The sequence below is a fragment of the Mycolicibacterium aubagnense genome (assembly GCF_010730955.1).
GTDB lineage: Bacteria > Actinomycetota > Actinomycetes > Mycobacteriales > Mycobacteriaceae > Mycobacterium > Mycobacterium aubagnense.
On record NZ_AP022577.1, the window covers coordinates 514791 to 534476 of the forward strand.

Annotated in this window: 20 protein-coding genes and 1 pseudogene; 6 read left to right on the plus strand and 15 right to left on the minus strand. The window is 65.5% G+C overall.

Going from position 1 to position 19686, the window contains the following annotated elements:
* Nucleotides 1-3: 3 nt before the first annotated feature.
* The 9 genes from G6N59_RS02690 to G6N59_RS02730 all read right to left on the minus strand — a co-directional run bounded on the left by G6N59_RS02690 (nucleotide 4) and on the right by G6N59_RS02730 (nucleotide 7656).
* The gene (locus G6N59_RS02690; RefSeq protein ID WP_138230802.1) at nucleotides 4-1407 is read right to left on the minus strand and encodes a V-type ATP synthase subunit B; all 1404 of its coding nucleotides are present in this window, start codon (nucleotides 1405-1407) and stop codon (nucleotides 4-6) included.
* Nucleotides 1404-3140 (minus strand): V-type ATP synthase subunit A, encoded by a 1737-nt coding sequence (locus G6N59_RS02695; protein ID WP_138230803.1) that lies wholly within the window; start codon nucleotides 3138-3140, stop codon nucleotides 1404-1406. The genes G6N59_RS02690 and G6N59_RS02695 overlap by 4 nt, the downstream gene beginning before the upstream one ends.
* A complete protein-coding gene (locus G6N59_RS02700) occupies nucleotides 3137-3661 on the minus strand; it encodes a hypothetical protein (protein ID WP_138230804.1) in 525 nt (174 codons plus the stop codon). The genes G6N59_RS02695 and G6N59_RS02700 overlap by 4 nt, the downstream gene beginning before the upstream one ends.
* Nucleotides 3658-3882, minus strand: coding sequence for a V-type ATP synthase subunit F (locus G6N59_RS02705; RefSeq protein WP_138230805.1), 225 nt, complete (start codon nucleotides 3880-3882; stop codon nucleotides 3658-3660). The genes G6N59_RS02700 and G6N59_RS02705 overlap by 4 nt, the downstream gene beginning before the upstream one ends.
* Complete coding sequence (locus G6N59_RS02710) at nucleotides 3879-4301, minus strand: ATP synthase subunit C (protein ID WP_138230806.1); 423 nt, start codon at nucleotides 4299-4301, stop codon at nucleotides 3879-3881. The genes G6N59_RS02705 and G6N59_RS02710 overlap by 4 nt, the downstream gene beginning before the upstream one ends.
* Nucleotides 4295-5701, minus strand: coding sequence for a V-type ATPase 116kDa subunit family protein (locus tag G6N59_RS02715; protein WP_170212403.1), 1407 nt, complete (start codon nucleotides 5699-5701; stop codon nucleotides 4295-4297). The genes G6N59_RS02710 and G6N59_RS02715 overlap by 7 nt, the downstream gene beginning before the upstream one ends.
* Entirely contained in the window at nucleotides 5688-6620 is a 933-nt protein-coding gene (locus tag G6N59_RS02720) for a V-type ATPase subunit (protein ID WP_138230807.1), read from the minus strand. Before G6N59_RS02720 ends, G6N59_RS02715 begins: the two co-directional genes overlap by 14 nt.
* Nucleotides 6617-7090 (minus strand): hypothetical protein, encoded by a 474-nt coding sequence (locus G6N59_RS02725; protein ID WP_138230808.1) that lies wholly within the window; start codon nucleotides 7088-7090, stop codon nucleotides 6617-6619. Before G6N59_RS02725 ends, G6N59_RS02720 begins: the two co-directional genes overlap by 4 nt.
* Before the next feature lie 197 nt (nucleotides 7091-7287).
* Nucleotides 7288-7656, minus strand: a complete 369-nt coding sequence (locus G6N59_RS02730; RefSeq protein WP_138230809.1) for a SpoIIAA family protein — start codon at nucleotides 7654-7656, stop codon at nucleotides 7288-7290.
* A 483-nt stretch (nucleotides 7657-8139) separates the two neighbouring features.
* Here G6N59_RS02730 and G6N59_RS02735 point away from each other — a divergent pair, with 483 nt between their 5' ends.
* From G6N59_RS02735 to G6N59_RS02750, 4 genes are all read left to right on the plus strand, one after another.
* Nucleotides 8140-8772, plus strand: a complete 633-nt coding sequence (locus G6N59_RS02735) for a class I SAM-dependent methyltransferase (protein WP_197907906.1) — start codon at nucleotides 8140-8142, stop codon at nucleotides 8770-8772.
* A gap of 25 nt (nucleotides 8773-8797) precedes the next feature.
* Nucleotides 8798-9667 carry a class A beta-lactamase gene (gene bla, locus G6N59_RS02740; RefSeq protein WP_138230812.1) on the plus strand — a complete coding sequence of 290 codons (870 nt, stop codon included), beginning with the start codon at nucleotides 8798-8800 and terminating at the stop codon, nucleotides 9665-9667.
* Nucleotides 9668-9732: 65 nt separating this feature from the next.
* Nucleotides 9733-10167, plus strand: a complete 435-nt coding sequence (locus G6N59_RS02745) for a MarR family winged helix-turn-helix transcriptional regulator (RefSeq protein ID WP_138230813.1) — start codon at nucleotides 9733-9735, stop codon at nucleotides 10165-10167.
* 19 nt (nucleotides 10168-10186) lie between these two features.
* Nucleotides 10187-11047 (plus strand): LLM class F420-dependent oxidoreductase, encoded by an 861-nt coding sequence (locus G6N59_RS02750; RefSeq protein ID WP_138230814.1) that lies wholly within the window; start codon nucleotides 10187-10189, stop codon nucleotides 11045-11047.
* 8 nt (nucleotides 11048-11055) lie between these two features.
* On the opposite strand, the gene G6N59_RS02755 is transcribed toward G6N59_RS02750, so the two are convergent.
* The gene (locus tag G6N59_RS02755; protein ID WP_138230815.1) at nucleotides 11056-12567 is read right to left on the minus strand and encodes an FAD-dependent monooxygenase; all 1512 of its coding nucleotides are present in this window, start codon (nucleotides 12565-12567) and stop codon (nucleotides 11056-11058) included.
* A gap of 58 nt (nucleotides 12568-12625) precedes the next feature.
* Here G6N59_RS02755 and G6N59_RS30970 point away from each other — a divergent pair, with 58 nt between their 5' ends.
* Entirely contained in the window at nucleotides 12626-13576 is a 951-nt protein-coding gene (locus G6N59_RS30970; RefSeq protein WP_407665865.1) for a LysR family transcriptional regulator, read from the plus strand.
* A 192-nt stretch (nucleotides 13577-13768) separates the two neighbouring features.
* Here the strand turns inward: G6N59_RS30970 and G6N59_RS02765 are convergent, their stop codons facing one another.
* Both G6N59_RS02765 and G6N59_RS02770 read right to left on the minus strand, forming a co-directional pair.
* Complete coding sequence (locus G6N59_RS02765) at nucleotides 13769-14524, minus strand: amino acid ABC transporter ATP-binding protein (protein WP_138230817.1); 756 nt, start codon at nucleotides 14522-14524, stop codon at nucleotides 13769-13771.
* Complete coding sequence (locus tag G6N59_RS02770; RefSeq protein WP_138230818.1) at nucleotides 14521-15999, minus strand: ABC transporter permease subunit; 1479 nt, start codon at nucleotides 15997-15999, stop codon at nucleotides 14521-14523. The genes G6N59_RS02765 and G6N59_RS02770 overlap by 4 nt, the downstream gene beginning before the upstream one ends.
* Before the next feature lie 161 nt (nucleotides 16000-16160).
* Here G6N59_RS02770 and G6N59_RS02775 point away from each other — a divergent pair, with 161 nt between their 5' ends.
* Nucleotides 16161-16970 carry an LLM class F420-dependent oxidoreductase gene (locus tag G6N59_RS02775; RefSeq protein ID WP_138230819.1) on the plus strand — a complete coding sequence of 270 codons (810 nt, stop codon included), beginning with the start codon at nucleotides 16161-16163 and terminating at the stop codon, nucleotides 16968-16970.
* A 150-nt stretch (nucleotides 16971-17120) separates the two neighbouring features.
* Here G6N59_RS02775 and G6N59_RS02780 read toward each other — a convergent pair whose 3' ends face one another.
* From G6N59_RS02780 to G6N59_RS30980, 3 genes and pseudogenes are all read right to left on the minus strand, one after another.
* Nucleotides 17121-17615 (minus strand): FBP domain-containing protein, encoded by a 495-nt coding sequence (locus G6N59_RS02780; RefSeq protein ID WP_138230820.1) that lies wholly within the window; start codon nucleotides 17613-17615, stop codon nucleotides 17121-17123.
* A 219-nt stretch (nucleotides 17616-17834) separates the two neighbouring features.
* On the minus strand, nucleotides 17835-18305 hold the full coding sequence (locus G6N59_RS30975; protein ID WP_306789613.1) for an ATP-binding cassette domain-containing protein: 471 nt from the start codon (nucleotides 18303-18305) through the stop codon (nucleotides 17835-17837).
* Nucleotides 18306-19005: 700 nt separating this feature from the next.
* Nucleotides 19006-19503 (minus strand): annotated as a pseudogene (locus tag G6N59_RS30980) (ATP-binding cassette domain-containing protein); the annotation flags it as partial.
* Between the last annotated feature and the right edge of the window lie 183 nt (nucleotides 19504-19686).

A 19686-nucleotide genomic window follows, 5' to 3' on the forward strand; every position in this document is an offset into this window, starting at 1 on the left:
CATTCACCCCGCGTCCGGGTCGGCAACAGTGCGCTGGTCCGGATGAGCCGCCAGCAGTTTGGTGGGCAGCATCACGAGCTCGCTCTCCGGTAGCCGCCGGATTACCCGCCATGCCTTGTCAAGGGTCGAGTTCAGCTCCCGTGCTTCATCGGGACGCTGGTTGACGAGCTCGCGCGCAAACGCGTCGTCGAAGTCGAGGTAGCGTCGGTCGGTGCGGCTCAATGCCTCTGGTCCGATGAGTTCGGCTAGTTCTCGCACCTGCCGCGCCCGGGCCAGGGCGGCCAGCAACTGCTCGGCCAGCGGAAGGTGGTCGTCGCGGGTCCGTCCGGCGCCGGCTCCGTTTCGCATCAGCCGCGACAACGACGACAACGCGTCGACCGGCGGATACACGCCCCGGGCGTGCATCTCCGCGGAGAAGATGATCTGGCCTTCGGTGATGTATCCGGTGAGGTCGGGCACCGGGTGGGTGATGTCGCCCCCGGGCATGGTCAGCACCGGAACGATGGTGACCGAACCGGGCCGGCCCTTGACCCGGCCGCAACGTTCGTACAACGAAGCCAGATCGCTGTAGAGGTAACCGGGATAGGCACGGCGCGCCGGGATTTCGCCGCGCGCGGCCGACACTTCACGCATCGCATCGGCGTAGCTGGTCATGTCGGTCATCACGACGAGGACGTGGCGTCCGCCGTCGAACGCGAGGTGTTCGGCGATGGTCAACGCCAGCCGCGGCGTCAACATGCGCTCGATCACGGGATCATCGGCCGTGTTCAACAGAAGCACCAATTCGCCTGCCGCGCTGCGCTCATCGAGAACGTCACGGGCGTAGGAGGCGTCAGCGTGAGTCAGACCGATGCCCGCGAAGACCACGCAAAACGGCTCGCCCCCTACTGTCGCCTGCGCCGCGATCTGACACGCGAGGCGCAGGTGCGGCAGTCCCGGCAGCGAGAAGACCGGAAGTTTCTGCCCACGGACCAGAGTGGTCAGGGCGTCGATGACCGATATCCCGGTGTGAACCGGGTCCGCAGGTGGATCCCGCCGGACCGGGTTGAGCGGATCCCCGGAAACCGTCGCACGGTGGACTCCGGACACCGGCGGGCCACCGTCGATCGCCTCTCCGCGGCCGTTACACACCCGGCCCAACCACCCCTCGCCGACCGGTATCCGGAGCGATTCACCACTGAACTGCACCAGGGTGCCTGAGGCGCTCATGGCCGCGGTCCCCTCCAGCACCTGGATCACGGCCACGTCGCGATCGACCTCCAACACCTGGCCATGGCGCACCGCGCCGTCCGCGAGGGTGATCGTCACGAACTCATCCCAGCCGACTCCATTGATGCCGGAAACCACCACGATAGGGCCGCGCAGCTCGCGCACGGACAGGTAGTCGATCCAGCCACCACCATTCACTTGAGCTCGCTCAGCAGGGCGATGATCCCGTCACGGCGCTGGCGGGCCACCCCGGTGTCGTGCGGCCCGGACTCCTCCCGAGCGCGGATCAACGGCCCGAAGTCCAGTTCCTCGACCAGTGGGGCCGGGACACCTGAGTCGACGGTTATCTGGGCGCGATCGACCACCGTCAACACCGCGTCCACCAACGCGGCCGTCTTTTCCTCGGTGGAGTAGGCGTCGGTAGCCGAGAGCGAACTCTGCTGCAGGACCGCCTCCCGCAGCAGCCGACCACCGAGGATCACCATTCGTTCGCGTCCCGGCAGAGTCTCGACGCCGACCAGTTCGGTCAGCGCGGACAGCCGGTCGGATTCGGCGAGCAGCCCAACCACCCGAGCGCGCTGCGCCGACCAGCCCGAGCCGCCGGCCGACTCGGACCCCGCAGCCAGTGCCTCGACGTCGCGGGAGAACGATCCCGACCACGACACCGCCGGATAGTGCCGAGAATAGGCTAGTTCGCGGTCCAGCGTCCACCGGCACCGAACGAACCGCTCAGTCTGCGCGGTCACCGGCTCGGACAGGTCCCCACCAGGAGGCGACACCGCGCCGATCACGGTCACCGAGCCGGTGTGTCCGCCGAGGGTGATCACAGATCCCGCTCGCTCGTAGAAGGCAGCCAGCGCTGAGGCCAGATTCGCCGGATAGCCCTCCTCGGCGGGTAATTCGCCACTGCGAGAGGCGAACTCCCGCAACGCCTCCGCCCATCGCGACGTGGAGTCCGCAATGACCACCGCGTCGTAGCCCATGTCCCGAAAGAACTCCGCCACCGTCATCCCGGTGTAGATGCTGGCTTCCCTGGCCATCATCGGCATATTCGAGGTGTTGGCGATGATCACCGTCCGGTCAGCCAGTCGGCCTCCGGTGCGCGGGTCGGTCAGCGCGAACATCTGCTCGACGATTTCGGCCATCTCGTTGCCACGTTCGCCGCAACCGACGTACACGATGACGTCGGCATCACACCACTTCGCCAATTGTTGCAGGAGAACAGTTTTGCCTGTTCCGAATCCGCCGGGCACACACGCGCTGCCGCCGCGCGCCACGGGAAACAGCAGATCCAGAGCCCGTTGGCCGGTACGCAGCACCTCTACACGCGACTGCCGGTCCCGATATGGCCGTGGCACTCTGACGGGCCAGCTCACGGACATGGACACGGGTACATCGGCGACGGTGGCCAGTACCGCGTCGGCGGGGTAACTGCCCGACGGCGCGATCGACTCGACCCGGCCGGCCGTTCCCGGCGGCACAAGCACGCGGTACTCCAGAGGATTCCCGTCGCGGACCACACCCAGGACGGACCCCGCCGACACCACCTCACCGGCGGCCGCTGTAGGCGTGAAACTCCAGATGCGCTCGTCGTGCTGCGCATAGCCGCCCGGGGTCAGCCAAGTCGGCGCCGACGACAGTGGTCGCAGTAGCCCGTCGAAGACGCCGCCGAGTAACCCCGGGCCGAGCTGAGCGGACAAGGGGTGTCCCAGCAGCGTCGCCGGATCACCCGGGCGGAGGCCACCGGTGTACTCGTAGGCCTGAAGGGTGATCAAGCCGTCCCGGATCGCGACGGTCTCGGCGGGGATCGCGTCCGCACCGAGGGCGACCAGATTGTTCATCGCAGTGCCCACGGCGCCGTCCACTTCGACCAGCGGCCCGACTACCCGGCGTATTCGGGCGGTCGCCGGCGAAGCGCTGGGCACCGTCATGACCACAGTCCGTCAATGTCGGTTTCGATCCGTTCGAATGCCCGCGCCGCGAATGCGGTCAGGCTCAGATCGAGACGACGACCGGCGGCCTGCGCGATGATGCCGCCGCCCGCGTCCTCGGTGACAACGGTGTCGGCGCCGAGAATCTGGCCCGCCCGCGCCGCCAGCCGCTCGCGCAGCGCCGGGTATTCCGGCTCGTCGCGAAGTCGGTGTACTGCGTCGCTGGCGCGGACCCGCAGTTGTTCGTAGGCGCTCCGCTGGGCGGCGAGGATGTCGCTATGCTGCGCACGGCGGGTGCGGGCCTGTTCGGCGGCTCGGGCGAGAGATGCCTCTGCCGCGCCCGCGGCGCGGGCATTGTCGATGATGTCCCGCGCGTCTCTGTCGGCGCGGGCATGCACATTGTGAGCTTCGGTGTTGGCATCGGCGAGGATTCGGTCCGCCTCAGCGTCTGCCCGGTGCAACAGCTCCGCCGACAGCGGTGCCAGTGCATTTCGCACGCGCGCCGTGTCCAGCGCAATCATGGCGACATGACCACCGTCAGAGGCCACTCGGCGGTGAGCTCATGGGCCAGGTGCGCGGCCGCCTTCTGGGTCACGATGACCAGGGTTGTCTGGTCATCCAGTGATTCCCACGCCCGTTGGACGGCGTCCATCCCCTCCGCGGCGATCACGGCTGCTCCAGCGAGGGCGTAACCCCGTACCTGAGCCTGCTCGCCGATCACCGCGACGGTTCCGCCGGTCATGACCGCCCGATCAGGATGATGGCCACGATCAGGCCGTAGATCGCGATGCCTTCGGCGAGTCCGACGATGACCATCGCGCGGCCGAAGAGCTCTGGCCGTTCACTGAGCGCGGCGAGCGCGGCCGCACCGGTATAGGCAACGGCGATGGCGGCGCCGATCGACGATCCGGCCACCGCGATCGCGGCACCGAGCAGCGCCGCCCAGTTCGAGCCGCCCGCGACCTGGCCCGCGGCGAGTGGCTCGGCGGTGGCTGGGCCGGCAGTGGCGACGACGATGACCACCGCAAGTGCGGCAAGCAAAAGCATCGCGTCGAAGGCGAGGAACAGCCGCAGCGCCAACTGACCTCGACGGCGCAGCAGCGCCAACGTCGCGGCGAATCCCCCGATCAGAAAGGGTAGAGCGATTATCCACGTCAGCACGATGCAACCTCCGGTGTGAAGGTGGGAATCCGCCACGGCTCAAAGGGATTTCCCTCGCCGACGAAGACCCTCGAAAACAATTCGTAAAACTCCAGACGCAAGGCCTGAACCCCGGCGACGAGCGCCTCAAGCGCGAAGGTGATCACATTGCCGACGACAAACACGATCACCGCCGCGACCACGCCGAGCATGCCCAATCCCGTCAACGCGACGGTGGCCTGCCACACCACCCAGCCCAGCGCCGCGTGGGTCATCCCGAATGCGGCGAGGCGGGCGAACGACACCAGATTGGACCCCAGCCGCACCACCAGGTCGAACGCTCCTACACCGGTCTGCGCGACTCCTGTTGCCCCGCCGCCGGATTCGCTGAACAATCCGACGGTCGCGAGCACCAGCCCGGTCACCGCAGTGACCGCCCCGACGATCACCAACCACGACGTCGCCAGCACGACGCCGGCGACGGCCATCGTGACTCCCAGAAACAGTGTGGCGCCGGCGATCCCGGTCGGTGCGTACAGCGCCAGCCGGGCGCCACCCTCCCGCCACCGGTTCATGATCCCGATCGCATACGAGACCGCCAGGAACACCGCGCCCACGCCGATGGCGAACCCGAGCAGCCGCACCGGTTCGGCCATCGGCGCCAGCCACAGGACGGGCAGCACACCGGTGGGACCGAAGAACTCCCCGTAGAGCGCGCCAAACGCGGTTGCGGCGATTCCCGCACCGGCAACGAAGAGCCACAACTGGCGCAGTCCGGCGAACCGGCGAATCCGGCCGGAACGCAACAACAGTGCGATCGCGATCAGCAGCGCGCCGTGCCCAGCGTCGCCGAACATCATGCCGAACATGACCACGTATGCGACCCCGGCGGGGACCGTCGGATCCACGTCTCGGTAGGGCACCGTGCCGAAGGTGCGCACCAAGGGCGCGAACGAGCGCCCCAGGCGCTGACCCCCGAGCAAGGTGGGTGGATCGACTCCGGGCGGACGGGGTAGGGGCACGACGGCGGTGGCCACCGATCCCAGCGCGACGGCGAGCGCATCAAGCTCAGACCCGGGGCACCACCCGGTGACCGCGGCGACCTCATCGCGGTGGACCGCGGCGGCAGCGCGCTCCGCTAACTGCGTCTCCCCCGCGAGGAGGTCAGCGCGACCCGCGTTTTCGAGTTCCGCCAAGTCGGGCGCTATGGCGCACAACATCGGCGTCGGGCCGCTGCTCCCGAGCCGCTGCAGCCGTTGCGCGGCCTCGTTGGACACCGAATTATCTTGCGGCCCAGTGCTATCAAGTTGCACCACTCCGGCTGCGGCGACGAGTACGAGCGCATCACGCAGTGCGTCCGACGGCGCGAGTAGCGCTATCCGCTCCATCCGTACCGGAGCCATGGTCTTAGGCCACGGCATCGTAGATCTCCATCGATCCGCCTCCGCCGGCGGCGATTTGGAGTGCTGCGCGGCAGCGCCAGGCATCCGCGGCCAGCACCGCAGCTGCGCCGACGGTCGGGCCCGAACCGAAGCGAGGACGACGCAGCAGGTCGAGTCCGTCCCGCTCGACCCGCGACCACCACCGGAACTCGGCCTGCCAGAGCTCCCCGACATCGGCGGTCCCGGACAATGCCCAGCGGGCGGGCGGGGGCAGTCGGCTGGTGAATTCCTGGAGGCTCCCGGCGGCCATCGCGCGCCGGCCAAGAATGCGCTCCGCGTTGGTCTGAGCCGGCAGCTCAAGCAGGCGCCCTTCGAGGAACCGGCGTCGTGCTACCAGCAGGGCGGCGCCGCCGCACGCCCAGTCGTTCGCCTCGGGCACTGCTACGACGACACGGCGCGCCCAGGCGAACCCAACGCCGACCGCGATGTCGGACGGCGAATCCCCGCCGGGATCGCCCCACGGTGTTTCGGTCAGCACGTGCCGGAGTTCGGCAACTGACGATGTGGCGCGCAGCCTCGACCAGGCCGTTCCCAACGCACCCAAAGCAAACAGGGCTTCATTCTCGCCATTCTCGCCGCCGGACACCGCGCGGGCATGCGCGCAGATGTTGGCGATCTCGAACCAGCCCGCCAGCAACCGCAACGTCCCGGCTCCTGGACGAGGCTGCCAGCCGGCGAGCACCCGCAGATGCCACAGCACGGTGGCGGCAAGAGCATGCTCGGCCTCCGGGAGCGTTTGCCCGCCACGCACGCAGTGGCGGTACGGGCTGTCGGCCAGGATTTGCTGAGCCTGAGCCAGCGATCCGGACGCCGCCAGTTCCCGAGCGCGGGCCGACCCGATGCGGCGGTCGAGCATCGCCTTCGCCCGGACGTTTCCGGCCACCCAAGCTGTGCTCATCGGCAGGACGGCGCATCGCGCGGCTTGCCCAATGGTTCGCAGAACTCCTCCAGCAACGCTGCGGCGGCTGCCACGACCCGGTCGATGTAGTCCGGCATTCGTGCTTCCACCCGCGCTGTCAGTTCTTCGAGCTCGCGATCCCGCTCGGCTCCTTCGCGGGTCTCGGCGGCCGTCGTCAGTGCACGCGATTGCGCTGCTGCCTCCGCGCGCGCTGTTTCTGCGTGCGCCTGGGCCTCGGTGATCTTCTCGGCGGCATACCTACCCGCATCTTTTCGAATGTCGGCGGCCCGCTCGTTGGCGCGCTGCAGAGTGCGCGCAGCCTCGGCTTGAACGTCCTCAAGCATCAAGAACACCGGCTCCAGCTCAGTTGCTGTGTCGGCGGCACGGTCTGCTGGAACGCCACCTTGAGCCGCGGCGCCCGGCGTGCCCGCAGGACGGAAACGCTCAAGAAAATCCCGCCACTGTGGCATGCGGCCTCCTCAAAATCCTCAAAGGGCGGCAACTGAATCGCGTGATTCAGGTCGGGCTGGTTGTGGTGCGGCGACACCGAGAGCCTGACGGTCGACGCATTCGCCCCTGGACAAACAGTTCCGGTAGTCGACGATCGTCGATGCCACAGCACCCAGCCGCGCACCTATGGCGTGGCGAATCTGACCCTTCGACCCAACTAGGCTGGCGAGCTGATCCATTCTCTTGCTGCGTCGATCTGCCCAGCCGGGAAATGCCTGATCTCGGCCGATACAAAGTGTGACGCCAAATGCTGTGCGATGTCACCCATGGAGGAATCCGTCACGACGGCGACTCTCTTGACCCGCTTGTGGTGCTCGCGCACGAAGCGAAAGTGGGTAACCATCGCCCCAAAGCTGTCCCATCCGGGGAACTCCGAGGCTTCGATGATGAGGCCGGCAAGACCGCCGGTTGACTCGATGTAGGGGTCTACCACCTGCGCGAGTTTGACAAAATCGTCTTGCTCGAGCGACGACTTTGGCTCCACGTGCAAGATGGAATGCTCTTTGTCGAGGTCGTATTCGATCATGTACTGCTCCTTTGTGATCACTGCGATCCGCGGACCGAACCCGCCGACGGTGTTTATCCGCAGGGAGACCATCTAGCCCTGTGCGCCCCTCCACCTTGCACTGGCTCGCGATGGACCGACAGGGCACTTGGACCCTTGTGAGGCGGCACCGGTGTCCTGGTGTGGAGACTCAGGAGACCGAGGCCCCGCACCTCGACGCAGCGGCTCTGCGGAACCATCGGCCTTTCTTCCAGTACCGTTGCGTTGTCGTCATTGCCGATCTACGCCCATGCGTCGGCAAAGTGGATGCAGCGGTGGTGATCTGGACGACCCGAGCGAAGGCTTTCCGTTCTCGCCTTTCCGGTGCGCCCAGATCGGGTACGTGAGTGCGCCCCGTTTGTGTGCAGCGTGGAATGCCTTGCACCCGTTCGGTGAACGCCGACACGAGCTCACTGTAGTCAACACGCCGCCCGTCAACGATCGAGACGCCCGTGGGCAGATACTGTGGGCATCGACCTGAGTGTGCAGACATTGGGAGGGGCAGAGATGGATGAATTGACCGTCGCGGCCTACGACTCCCGACCCGAGTCCTTTGCCGAAACCTGGCATACCCAGTCGGCGCCAACAGAACTGCACGATCTCGTACGGCGATTCTTCCACCCGGGCCGCCCGACAGCTGACATCGGCTGTGGCGCAGGGCGAGATACGGCTTGGCTCACCGGCAACGGCTATCCGGCGATTGGATACGATCCGTCGATCGGCTTGCTCACCGAGGCGGGCCGCCGCCACCCCGGAATCGATTTCCGGTGCGACTCGCTGCCAGACTTGAACAGCATTGCCGATGCATCGTTGGCCAACGTGCTGTGCGAGACGGTAATAATGCACCTGCAGCCCCGAGATATCGCATCATCGGTAGGTCGACTGGTCAATATTCTGTGCCCCGGCGGCATCCTCTACTTGAGCTGGCGCGTCGCGGATAGCTGTCGCCGCGACGACCACGGACGGCTCTACTCTGCCGTCGACGAACAGCAGGTTCTCGGCGCACTTGGGAGCGCTGTCGTGAGGTTCTCGGACCAACAGATCAGCGGCTCGTCGGGCGCCTCGATCCATACGGTTATCGCTGAGCGTGTCGCCTAGCAGAGTTCCCCCAGGGGCCAGTTCAGTGATTCACTCGGTCACGCGCCGGCGGCTGCTGATCGGACTACCGCTGCTCGCGGGCTTTAGTGTGACACCGACTTCATGGGCTGGGGCGTCGTCGTTGGCGAACGTCGAACAGCGGCACGGCGGCCGCCTCGGCGTGTTCGCGCTCGACACCGGCTCAGGACGCACCCTCGCATGGCGCGCCGACGAACGGTTCCTGATGTGCAGCACTTTCAAGGGACTGCTCGCGGGGCAGATACTCGCGCGCGTCGACGCGGGCCAGGAGCAGCTCGACCGTCTGGTGCCGTATACGGAGCATGACCTGATCTTCACCTCGCCGGTCACCCAGGTGAACGTCACGCACGGCGCACTGCCCGTTGGCACCCTCTTGGACGCGATCCTCGAGCAGAGCGACAACACGGCGGCGGTTCTACTGATGCGCAGTGCGGGCGGTCCTGCTGGTCTAACGGAATTCGTGCGGCAACTGGGCGACAACGTGACGCGCTCTGATCGTTATGAGCCCGAGTCGAATAACACAAACGGTGTGCTGGACACTACTTCGCCGCGCGCGATCGTCACGACCGCCCAGCGGCTGCTGCTGGACGATGTCCTGGGCCCGAGTTCGCGGGCGATATTGGAACAAGGAATGGTCAACTGCAAGCCGGGCCTCAACCGCTTACGTGCGGCCCTGCCGGACGGCTGGCAGGGCGCCGACCGACCGGGCACCAGCATCGAAAAAGAGACGAACGACTATCTGCTGGCACGTCCGCCCGGGGCGGCACCACTACTGATCGCTGCGTACTACGACGCCCCTGGCAAGCCCCTGGCGGAGCGAGAAGCGGTGCTGCGGGAAGTAGGTGGGTTATTCGTGCAGTGGGCCACTGCTTTTTGATTCGGTCGAAGTCGACCACGGTATCCGATATAGACAGTTTAAACTACGTAGTTTAGGCTACGTATATGGCTGCAATCAGCGCCTCATCGACCGCCGCGGCGACGAACATCCGAGTACTGTTCAGCAGGCTGCGCACCCGGCTCCGGGAGGTTGACGACGCACAGGACCTGACTCCTTCACAAACGTCGGTGCTCATCCGCCTATACAAAGACGGTCCGGCATCCACCAGCGAGCTCGCCGGCGCGGAACGCGTGCGGTCCCAGTCGATGACGGCCACGCTTGCCGGCCTGGACCGACTCGGTTATCTCGAACGATCACCAGATCCCGAGGACGGCCGACGCCAAGTGATCACGTTGACGCAGGCGGGCCGCGCGCGGGCTGCACGTGGGCGCCAGGCCCGCCAGGAGTGGCTGGCCGCAACCATCCAAGACCGGTACACCGAAGCTGAACGTCGAACAATCAACGAAGCACTCACGTTGTTGGAGCGCATCACCGACTAGTGAAAGGTTATGGACAAGAATGAAATTCGGCATCCATTACATCGATTTCCTGCCCGGCCAGCCCAAGGACCTCGCGCCGACACTGGCCGCAACCGTGCGAGCCGCCGAGGAGTGCGGCATCGATATGTTCACGCTGGCCGACCACTTCTTTCAGATGGAGGCCGTCGGTAGCGCCACGGATCCGTTTCTCGAGGGGTACACCTCGATGGGATACCTCGCAGCCCTGACCGAGCGCATAACACTGGCGATGATGGTCACCGGCGTGACCTACCGCTACCCCGGCGTGCTGGCCAAGACGGTGACCACCCTTGATGTATTGTCTGGCGGCCGTTCGATATTCGGTATCGGTGCGGCTTGGTACGACCGAGAGCACCACGCGCTGGGTGTTCCGTACCCGCCCATCGGCGATCGGTTCGAGATGCTCGAAGAAACACTGCAAATCTGCCTGCAGATGTGGAGCGAGAACGACGGCGCATATCAGGGCAAGCACTACCAGCTCGCCGAGACAATCTGCCAACCCCAGCCCGTCCGGCGTCCCCCTATCCTCATCGGAGGCAGTGGTGAGAAGAAGACGCTGCGCCTGGTGGCGCAGTACGCCGACGTTTGGAATGGCACCTCCTCGCTCGATGAGTTACCGCACAAGCTCGACGTGCTTCGTCGGCACTGCGACGCTGTCGGTCGCGACTTCTCCGATATCCGGCTGACGGCGGGGAACTTCGACGATCCGTTCGCCGATGTCGACGAGTACTTGCGCGCGGTCGACCGGTACGCCGCGGTGGGTATCGACACCATCAACACCGGACCCCGGCCGGGCAACCCCGACCCTGCAGGCTGGGTCAGGCGATTCGGCGACGAGGTGCTCCCCCGACTGGCAACGTAGCCTGCCCATCAGGGCGCCGCTGACCAACGTGGCTCAAGAATCGCCCTTTCCCGACCCAGGGACACCCACTGCGAGAGCACGTCCACCACGGCACCGCAATCGGGCTCGTCGTCGCACGCCCACGCCACCATACCGTCGGGCCTGACGAGGACGGCGCCCAATCCGAGCTGATCCTTGGCCGGCCCTCCGACGTATCGCAGTCCGTCCCGAAATCGATGGCCGATGGCCTGCAGGCCGGCATTGCGTTGGAAGTCGAAGAGGACGCCCACCCCATCACGGAGCAGCGCGCCGAGTCGGGTCCCGTCGGCTAGCTCGAAATCCGGTGCGCTGCAACCGATCAATTGGTGCCGACCGCCGAGGTCATAGCGCATGTACAGGCCCTGGGCGCGCTCCGCGAAGTATGTCGCGCCGTCGCGCGTGGCCATCAGATCGCGCACAATGCCGGCCATGGCACGCGCGCTGGCTGTCGGTTCCAGGAGCACGACCTGCGCACGCGACCAGTTCAGCACCTCGGCACCCACCGGATGCCGCTCGCGACAGAATCCGTCGAGCAAGTCTCTCGACGCTGCACCTTTGATGACAGCGCCCAACTTCCAGCCGAGGTTCATGGCGTCGCCGAGCCCCAGATTCAGGCCCTGCCCTCCGAGTGGCGAATGAATGTGCGCCGCATCACCGGCCAGCAGTACACGTCCCTGTCGGTAGGTCGTGGCCTGAAAGGCGCGGTCGGTCCACGTGGTCGCCGTGTGAATCGCCGTCACCGTGAGGGCGATACCCGTGACGCGTCGCAGTACGGCCTGTATGTGTTCAATCGTGATCGGTGTATTGCGATGCGACGCACCCCAGTCGAAGTCCGCTATCGCAAACGTGCCGGGCTGAGACTGCACGTACATACCCGTCGGCGTGCAGTGACGCCCGAGCGGCAGTGACTCTCCTTCGGAGAGCTCGACCTGAACCGAGTAACCCGTGAATCTGGGCTCCGTACCGGCAAACTCGAATCTTGCCCTCTTGCGAACGACGCTGCGGCCGCCGTCGCAGCCGACCAGCCAGCGTGCGCGAAATGCCTGGTTCCCCCCAGCTACGCAAACTTCGTTGTCCGACTGCAGGACGTCGTGAACTGCTGTGCCCCAGTGAATGTCGACGCCGAGTTCGGAAGCGCGGTTGATGAGCACAGTCTCGATATGCTCCATGGTGGTCGCCACGGCGACGTCTGCGGGACTGGTCAGCCGATATGGCCGTGAGGCGGCGTCGATCTTCTCCGCGTCCCACGTAATCCCCGCGAAGTGCCCTCCTCCGTGATGCGGCTGACGTCCCGCTTGGACGTCGGTCAACAGCCCGCGCCGATACAGGGCCTCGACGGTGGTCACCGACAATCCTCGCAGGCCGAACGGCGGGCTCTTGAGTGGCGATTTTGGGTTCTCCGCGCGTTCGAGGACGAGCACGGAGGCGCCGGTCAGTCGTAATTCGGATGCGAGGAACAATCCCACCGGCCCCGCACCGACGATGACAACGTCGTGAATCATGGTGGCCAACGTATCGGCGACGGTCCGATCAATCCAATGGTATGCATGCAGCATGTCGATGCACGAAATCGATTTGACACGCGCAGACCTGAATCTGCTGGTGGTCTTTGAGGCGCTCATGCGAGAGCGGCACGTCGGCCGAGCCGCAGAGAGGCTGTCCCTCTCGCAGTCAGCGACGAGCCACGCCCTGAGCCGCCTTCGCGCCATGTTCGACGACCCCCTTTTCGTTCGACACCCCCGCGGGGTCGAACCCACCTCACGCGCGCAGGAACTGGCACCTCACATTTCAAATTCACTTGTACAGATTCGCCAAATCCTCAGTCCGCAAACAGGTTTCGATCCGAAGGCCCTTCGTCGCCCCTTCACGATCGCCGCACACGACTACGCCATCGCCGTGCTCACGCCGATGCTCGTGGACGACGTCCGCACGCAGGCCCCCAGCGTCGACCTCCGCTTCATCAGCGTCGGTCCACTCGAGGTCGTCGCTGGCTTGGACCGCGGTGAAATCGACTTTGCTCTCGGCGGTTTCATCGACGTCGCCGCCGAACGGGTGGCGCGGACCCAGCTGTTCTCCGATCGGTTCGTCGGCGTCGCCCGTCACGACCATCCGTACGTGTCTGCCCGGCGCATGTCGATCGATCACTTCACGTCACTGCCACACGTGCTGATGTCGGCCGGCGGTCCGGCCCGCGGTGATGTCGACCAAGCGCTCTCAGCGCTGGGCTTAGCACGTCGAATCGCGGTGACGGTGCCCAACTTTCATGCGCTCCCCTACGTCGTCGAGAACTCCGATGTCATCGGTGTACTGCCGGAAAGGCTCGCACTGCGCATTGCCCAGAATCACCCACTCGCGCTTTTCGACCTTCCGATCGATGTCGCTGCCATGACCTGCAGCATGCTGGTCCTCGCCCCGTTGGTCGAGCAGCCTGAGATCATCTGGTTCACCGCCATGCTGAGGCGAGCAGCGGCGAGGTGGTCCGCCAAGCGGCCGGACGCGAGAAGTTGGTGAGGCTGACGCTGAGCTTCATGTCGACCTGCCCGTGGTTACGTGCTCCTGCCGGTTCCGCCCGGCGCGGTGTTTCGGCAACACGATCCCCACAGCGACAAACCAGGCCGTCAACAAGCCGAGCATCACGACCGAAGAGGACGCCCGCGACCGCCCCAGCGGACGGGTAATCCATACCCAATCCCGGCAACCGCACTACAGCGGATTCAAGATGCGGTCGAGGAACTGTCGCGTGCGTTCTTCCTTCGGGTCGCCGATAACCTCGTCGGGTGTGCCCCGCTCCAGGATGATGCCCTGATCGGTGAACAGCACCTGAGTGGAAACCTGTCTGGCGAACTGGATTTCGTGAGTGACGATCACCATCGTCCAACCCTCGACCGCGAGATCCTTGATCACAGAGAGCACTTCGCCGACGAGCTCGGGGTCCAGCGCCGATGTGGGCTCGTCGAACAGCACCAACTTTGGTTTCAAGGCCAGCGCGCGGGCGATGCCGACTCGCTGCTGTTGGCCGCCGGACAGCTGATACGGGTACTGGTCTTTCTTTGCGGCGAGCCCCACCCGATCCAGTAACGCCAGGGCTTCCGCCTCTGCTTCCTCCTTGGGCCGCTTCTGCACGATTACCGGACCCTCGGTGACGTTTTGCAGGACTGTCTTGTGCGGGAACAGATTGTGGCCCTGGAACACGAAGCCGCTCCGCGATTGGAACCTGCGTACCTCGGGTTTGGGTGTCGGCGTGGAGAAGTCGATTTCGACATCGTCCACCCGAATGACCCCGGCGTCGGCCCGGTCGAGGGCATTCAACGTGCGAAGCAGCGTGGTCTTGCCCGATCCGGAGGGGCCGATGATGGCCGTCGCCGTGCCCTTCTCGACCGTGAACGAAACACCTTTGAGCACTTTGTTATCGCCGAAGGATTTTTCGACGCCCTCTGCCACCACGCGGTTGTCTGTCATCGCGCAACATACCTTTCCAGCCGGCGTTCGATGCGACCCTGGCCGTACGAGAGCGCCAGGCAGATCACCCAGTAATACACGGCGGCCGTGCCGTACAACGCGAAGAACTCGAATGTCGGCGCCGCGATGATCTGGGCTTGCCGCAGCAATTCGGTGACCAGAATCGTCGAGGCGAGTGACGTATCTTTCACCAGCGAGATCAACGTGTTCGACAGTGGCGGCACCGCGACCCGGGCAGCTTGTGGAAGGATGATGCGTCGAAGCGCACCAACATAATTGAAGCCGATGGTCTCGGCCGCCTCCCACTGGCCTTTGGGAATGCTCTGGATGGCCGAGCGGATGATCTCCGCCCCGTAACCGCCGACGTTCAGCGAGAAGGCGATGACGGCCGCGGGGAACGGATCGATCTTGACCCCCAGTTCGGGCAGCGCGTAGAACACGATGAACAGCTGCACCAGTAGCGGAGTGCCGCGGATGATCGAGACGTAGAACCGCGCAACGTTGGCAAGAACCACATTCGGCGACAGCCGTGCCAGCGCCACCCCCAGTGCGAGCACCAGACCGATCACGAAACTGACCACCGTCAACGGGATCGTCTTGGTGATCGCCGCCTTCGCCAAGGGCACCAGGCTGTGGCCGATCAGCTCCCATGTCGACCGCGGCGCACGCTCGGCCCGGTCAGCGTCCGGTCCGCCAGATGCGTTGGCCTTCAAGTACTTCTGCGAGATTCTGGCCAACGTGCCGTCGGCGCGAAGTTCATCGAGGGCCTTGTTCAGACCTGACAGCAGCCCGCTGTGCTTCCGGGCGGCGAAGCCCTGCTCGCTCTTCGCGCCGGTGTTGGCGGCGATCTTGACTGACTTGTCTCCGGTTTCGGCAAGGTAGGCGTACACCGCGATGCTGTCGTTGACGACGAGGTCGACCCGGCCCTGGTTGAGTAGCTTGATGGCCTGGGTGAAGCCCTCCACGGTCTCGACGCGGGCCCCGGCTTTTCGGGCTACTTCCGCCCAGTTGCTCGTTGCGTTCTCTGCGGCGACCTTGCCCCTGATGTCATCGAGCGACGTGACGGAGTTGTCGTCGGCGCGCGTGACGATGACACCCTCCCCCACGGAGTACGGCTCGGAGAGGTCATATTTGGCCTGGCGCTCGGGGTTGATCGTCACCTCGTTGGCGACGACGTCGAAGCGGTCGGCCTCCAGCGCGGCGAAGATCGAATCCCACGGCGTCTCGACGAATTCGACGCGGACGCCCAGCTTGTCGGCGACCGCCTTGGCGACGTCGACGTCGTATCCGACAAGTTCGTTCGTGGCCGGGTCGTGGTAGCTGAACGGCGAATAGACGCCTTCAGTGCCGACGCGCAGCACGCCCGCCGCCTTGACCGGATTCTCGCCGTTGTTGCTGCCCGGCGACCCGCACGCCGCCAGTACCAGAGCGACGAGCAGCAGCACCGGCAGGACGGCTCGTCGTATATAGCGCACCGCCGGAAGTTAGCAAGTCGGTGGGCTGTCACCAAGGGTTCTGCTCAATCCGGCTGTTTCGCCCCCCGCCCCGTGCCCAGGCAGCGGTGGGCCGACCCGGAATAATCTCGCGCCCAGTCAACTTGGCTCAAGAGTCGCCCTTTCCCGACTCAGGAGCATCCATGACTCGTCCCGTCCGCGTCGCCGTGCAGATCCAGCCCGGCGGTGCACCCGACTACCGCACGTGGCGCGACGCCGTCCTGGCCGTCGATGACCTCGGCGCAGACGTGATTTTCGGTTACGACCACTTCCACCGCCCGGCAATGAAAGCCATCGTCGACGGCAAACCCGTCCTGCACGACCAGCAGCCCGACGTCGCCAACTTCGAGGGCTGGACCGCGCTCGCGTCGTGGGGTGAGATCACCTCGCACGCCGAGATCGGCCTTCTCGTCACCGGCGTCGGCTACCGCAATCCGGACCTGCTCGCCGACATGGCGCGCACCGTAGACCACATCAGCGGCGGCCGGCTCATCCTGGGCCTTGGCGCGGGCTGGTACGAAAAGGATTACACCACCTACGGTTACGAGTTCGGCACGTTCAGCTCCCGCTTCGATCTGTTCGACGAAAGCCTCACCCGCATCGAGAAGCGGCTGGCCGCGTTGATCCCGCCGCCCGTGCGCAAGGTGCCGATCCTCATCGGCGGCACGGGGCCCAAGCGGTCGCTGCCCGCCGTTGCCCGCCACGCCGATATCTGGCACGCGTTCCAAGACCTCGACGCGTTCCGCAAATCCAGCGACCGCGTCGACGAGCTGGCGGCGACGTTCGGCCGCAACGGCGCCGATATCGAACGCTCGACACTGTGGCAGAACGCCGAGAGCGCCGATGCCTTCCGCGAGGCCGGCGTCACGTTGTTTCAGACGGAGCTCACCTCCGACAACGGTTACGACCTGACGTCTCTCAAGCAGGTGCTCACCTGGCGGGACAACGGGTGACGACGATCGAACATGTGCGCTTCACCGCCTGATCGAGTCAGGTGATGTCTGCCGGGACACTATCCGGTCTGGGCCCCACCCGTTGTCCCTTGGCGCTGCCACGGGACTGCTTGCGCAGCAATCGAATACGAGAGTGCGCCACCGGCGGCCTCAGTCTTCGGTCGAGAGCACCTCGTTGACGAATCCGTGCACCTTGCGCCGCAGCTCACTGACCTGCTGTTCGCAAATGCGGGCGAGGTCGGTCCCTTTGTGGTACGCGGGCGGCAGCTGCCGGACGTTCCGGGAGCAGCCGAAATTCGCGCAGATCAGAGCGCCGATGGTGTCTCCCTTACGGCCGGAGGCACCGCCCCGACGGACGGTGTAGAGGACGGCCTCATCGGTGAGGTTCACGTCGTTGCACCACGCGCACATGGCTCGCCAGCGTGGTTTGACCGCGGCCCGGTTCAACAGGAGCGCGACCGGCCCGTCGGGCCCGTCGACGAGCACGTAGGCCCGGCGCGGGATTTTGGGATCGATCCAGCCATAGAAGTCCAGCTTGCCGAAGTCGACGGCGTCGAAGTTCGCGGCGAAGGTGACCTTCTTGACCTCGCTGCGGGTGGCACCTCGAAAGGCGCCGAGGATCTGGTCCCGGGTGTAGGAGTCCATCGGTGAATCCATCCTGAGAAGGGAGCGCACGAGGTGCGCACCCGGTGAGTGAGGGCATGACCATGCCGCCGACCTGAATGGGTCGGCGACGGGGCGCGGTCATCTGATGTCGGCGTAAGCGCCGACGACCTCCTCGACTCGGATGTTCACACCGGTGACGATAGCGGCACCGCAGCGATACGCGCCAATGTATTTCGACGCGCCGCGACGATGATTCGCTCACCTCGGTCGCACGACGCGCCCCTCGTCCCACACCGGTACCGGTGACTCGACGACTTCGCCGTCCTCCTGGAAGATCCAGAATCGGTCGAAGTCTCGCGCGAACCATCGGTCGTGTGTCACGGCGATCACCGCGCCCTCGAACGCGGCGATCGCCTGCTGCAGGGCCTCAGCGGATTCCAGGTCCAGGTGGTCGGTGGGCTCGTCGAGCAGAAGCAGCGTAGCGCCGCCCAGCTCGAGCAGCAGAATCTGGAATCGCGCTTGCTGTCCGCCGGACAACGAGTCGAAGACCTGCTCCGCGGCATGAGCGAGCTCGTAGCGCGCGAGCGCGGGTTGCCGCCTCACGGTCCCGTCCGTCGCGGCGGCCATCTCCGTGATGAAGGATCTCCAGCAGGGACCGGCCCGCCAGGTCGGGTCGGCGTTGGGTCTGTGCGAACCATCCTGGCCGCACGCGCGCACCGAGGCGGGCATGACCCGTGTACTGGACGGGCGCGATCGGAAGGTCGCCGACGGGCTCGTGTTCGGGTTCGGGGTCGGTCCCACCCGCTGCCAGGAGCCGGAGGAAATGCGACTTGCCGGACCCGTTGGCCCCGAGCACGGCGATGCGGTCGCCGTACCAGGCCTCGGCGTCGAACGGGAACATGAGGTCGATCAGTTCCAATTGCTCACATACCACCGCCCGCTTGCCGGTACCTCCTCCAGCGAGGCGCATCTGGAACCGCTGCGCACGAGGAAGTTCGTGCGGCGGACCCGCCGTCTCGAAGCGTTCAAGCCGTGTCTGCGCTGCCTGGTACCGCGACGCCATTCCGTCGTTGTTGGCTGCCTTCTGCTTGTACATCAGCACCAGCGCTTTGAGCTTGGCGCGCTCCTCGTCCCAACGGCGGCGCATCTCGTCGAGCCGCTCGAAACGGGATTCGCGCGCAACATGATAGGACCGGAAGCTGCCGGGATGTGTCCAGGCGGTGCTCCCGGCGGCGCCGAGTTCGAGGGTGACGACGGCCGTCGCCGTGCGCGCGAGCAGCTCACGGTCGTGACTCACGAAGAGCACGCTCTTGTCGGACTCCCGCAGACGGTCCTCGAGCCACCGTTTGCCGGGCACATCGAGGAAGTTGTCCGGCTCATCGAGGATGAGGAGCCCGTCGGTGCCTCGCAGCAAGGCCTCGAGTACCAGGCGCTTCTGCTCCCCTCCCGACAGGGTATCGACCGGCCGAGCCGCTGCGCGATCGTATGGGATACCGAGCGCTGCGTTGGTGCAGACGTCCCAGAACACCTCGATCTCGTAACCGCCTGCTTCTCCCCATGCGGCCAGTGCGTTCGCGTATTTCACTTGGGAGGCTTCGGTATCCGTCATACGGATGTTGCGCTCCGCGCGGTCGAGTCTTCCCGCTGCTTCGACCACGCGATGCGGTGCGACGCTCAGCAGTAGATCGCGGACGGAATCGCCTCCGATGAACTGGCGCATTATTCCGATGGCTCCAGATCGAGCGACAGAGCCCTCGTCTGGTTCGATGTCACCGAGCACGATCTTCAACAGTGTCGATTTGCCGGCGCCGTTGGCGCCGATCAGTGCGACGCGCTCACCGTGACCGACGCGTAGCGAGACGTTGTTGAGGAGCGGGCGGCCGTCCGGTAGGCCGTAGCTGATTTTTGACAGATCGAGATGAGCCACACGACCAACCTACAAACTGCCGAAAGCGATTTTTTCATTGCCGAGCGGTTCAGACCAGACGGAAGCGCTGTATTGCCAACGGGCACAAGGCTCTACGGCGCAATGCGGATTGGGCCGGGACTCAACACCCCGCTTACGTCGATGACACCTTCACCCGTTTTGTCGACGAATTCCTGCTCGCGC

Coding starts and splice junctions, on each gene's coding strand:
- G6N59_RS02750 (WP_138230814.1), top strand. CDS start 10,187: ATGAAATTCGGCATCCATTACATCGATTTCCTGCCCGGCCAGCCCAAG.
- G6N59_RS02745 (WP_138230813.1), top strand. CDS start 9,733: ATGGCTGCAATCAGCGCCTCATCGACCGCCGCGGCGACGAACATCCGA.
- G6N59_RS30970 (WP_407665865.1), top strand. CDS start 12,626: ATGCACGAAATCGATTTGACACGCGCAGACCTGAATCTGCTGGTGGTC.
- G6N59_RS02725 (WP_138230808.1), bottom strand. CDS start 7,090: ATGCCACAGTGGCGGGATTTTCTTGAGCGTTTCCGTCCTGCGGGCACG.
- G6N59_RS02715 (WP_170212403.1), bottom strand. CDS start 5,701: ATGCCGTGGCCTAAGACCATGGCTCCGGTACGGATGGAGCGGATAGCG.
- G6N59_RS02700 (WP_138230804.1), bottom strand. CDS start 3,661: ATGATTGCGCTGGACACGGCGCGCGTGCGAAATGCACTGGCACCGCTG.
- G6N59_RS02720 (WP_138230807.1), bottom strand. CDS start 6,620: ATGAGCACAGCTTGGGTGGCCGGAAACGTCCGGGCGAAGGCGATGCTC.
- G6N59_RS02765 (WP_138230817.1), bottom strand. CDS start 14,524: ATGACAGACAACCGCGTGGTGGCAGAGGGCGTCGAAAAATCCTTCGGC.
- G6N59_RS30975 (WP_306789613.1), bottom strand. CDS start 18,305: ATGCCCGCCTCGGTGCGCGCGTGCGGCCAGGATGGTTCGCACAGACCC.
- G6N59_RS02730 (WP_138230809.1), bottom strand. CDS start 7,656: ATGATCGAATACGACCTCGACAAAGAGCATTCCATCTTGCACGTGGAG.
- G6N59_RS02755 (WP_138230815.1), bottom strand. CDS start 12,567: ATGATTCACGACGTTGTCATCGTCGGTGCGGGGCCGGTGGGATTGTTC.
- G6N59_RS02705 (WP_138230805.1), bottom strand. CDS start 3,882: ATGACCGGCGGAACCGTCGCGGTGATCGGCGAGCAGGCTCAGGTACGG.
- G6N59_RS02695 (WP_138230803.1), bottom strand. CDS start 3,140: ATGACGGTGCCCAGCGCTTCGCCGGCGACCGCCCGAATACGCCGGGTA.
- G6N59_RS02775 (WP_138230819.1), top strand. CDS start 16,161: ATGACTCGTCCCGTCCGCGTCGCCGTGCAGATCCAGCCCGGCGGTGCA.
- G6N59_RS02780 (WP_138230820.1), bottom strand. CDS start 17,615: ATGGACTCCTACACCCGGGACCAGATCCTCGGCGCCTTTCGAGGTGCC.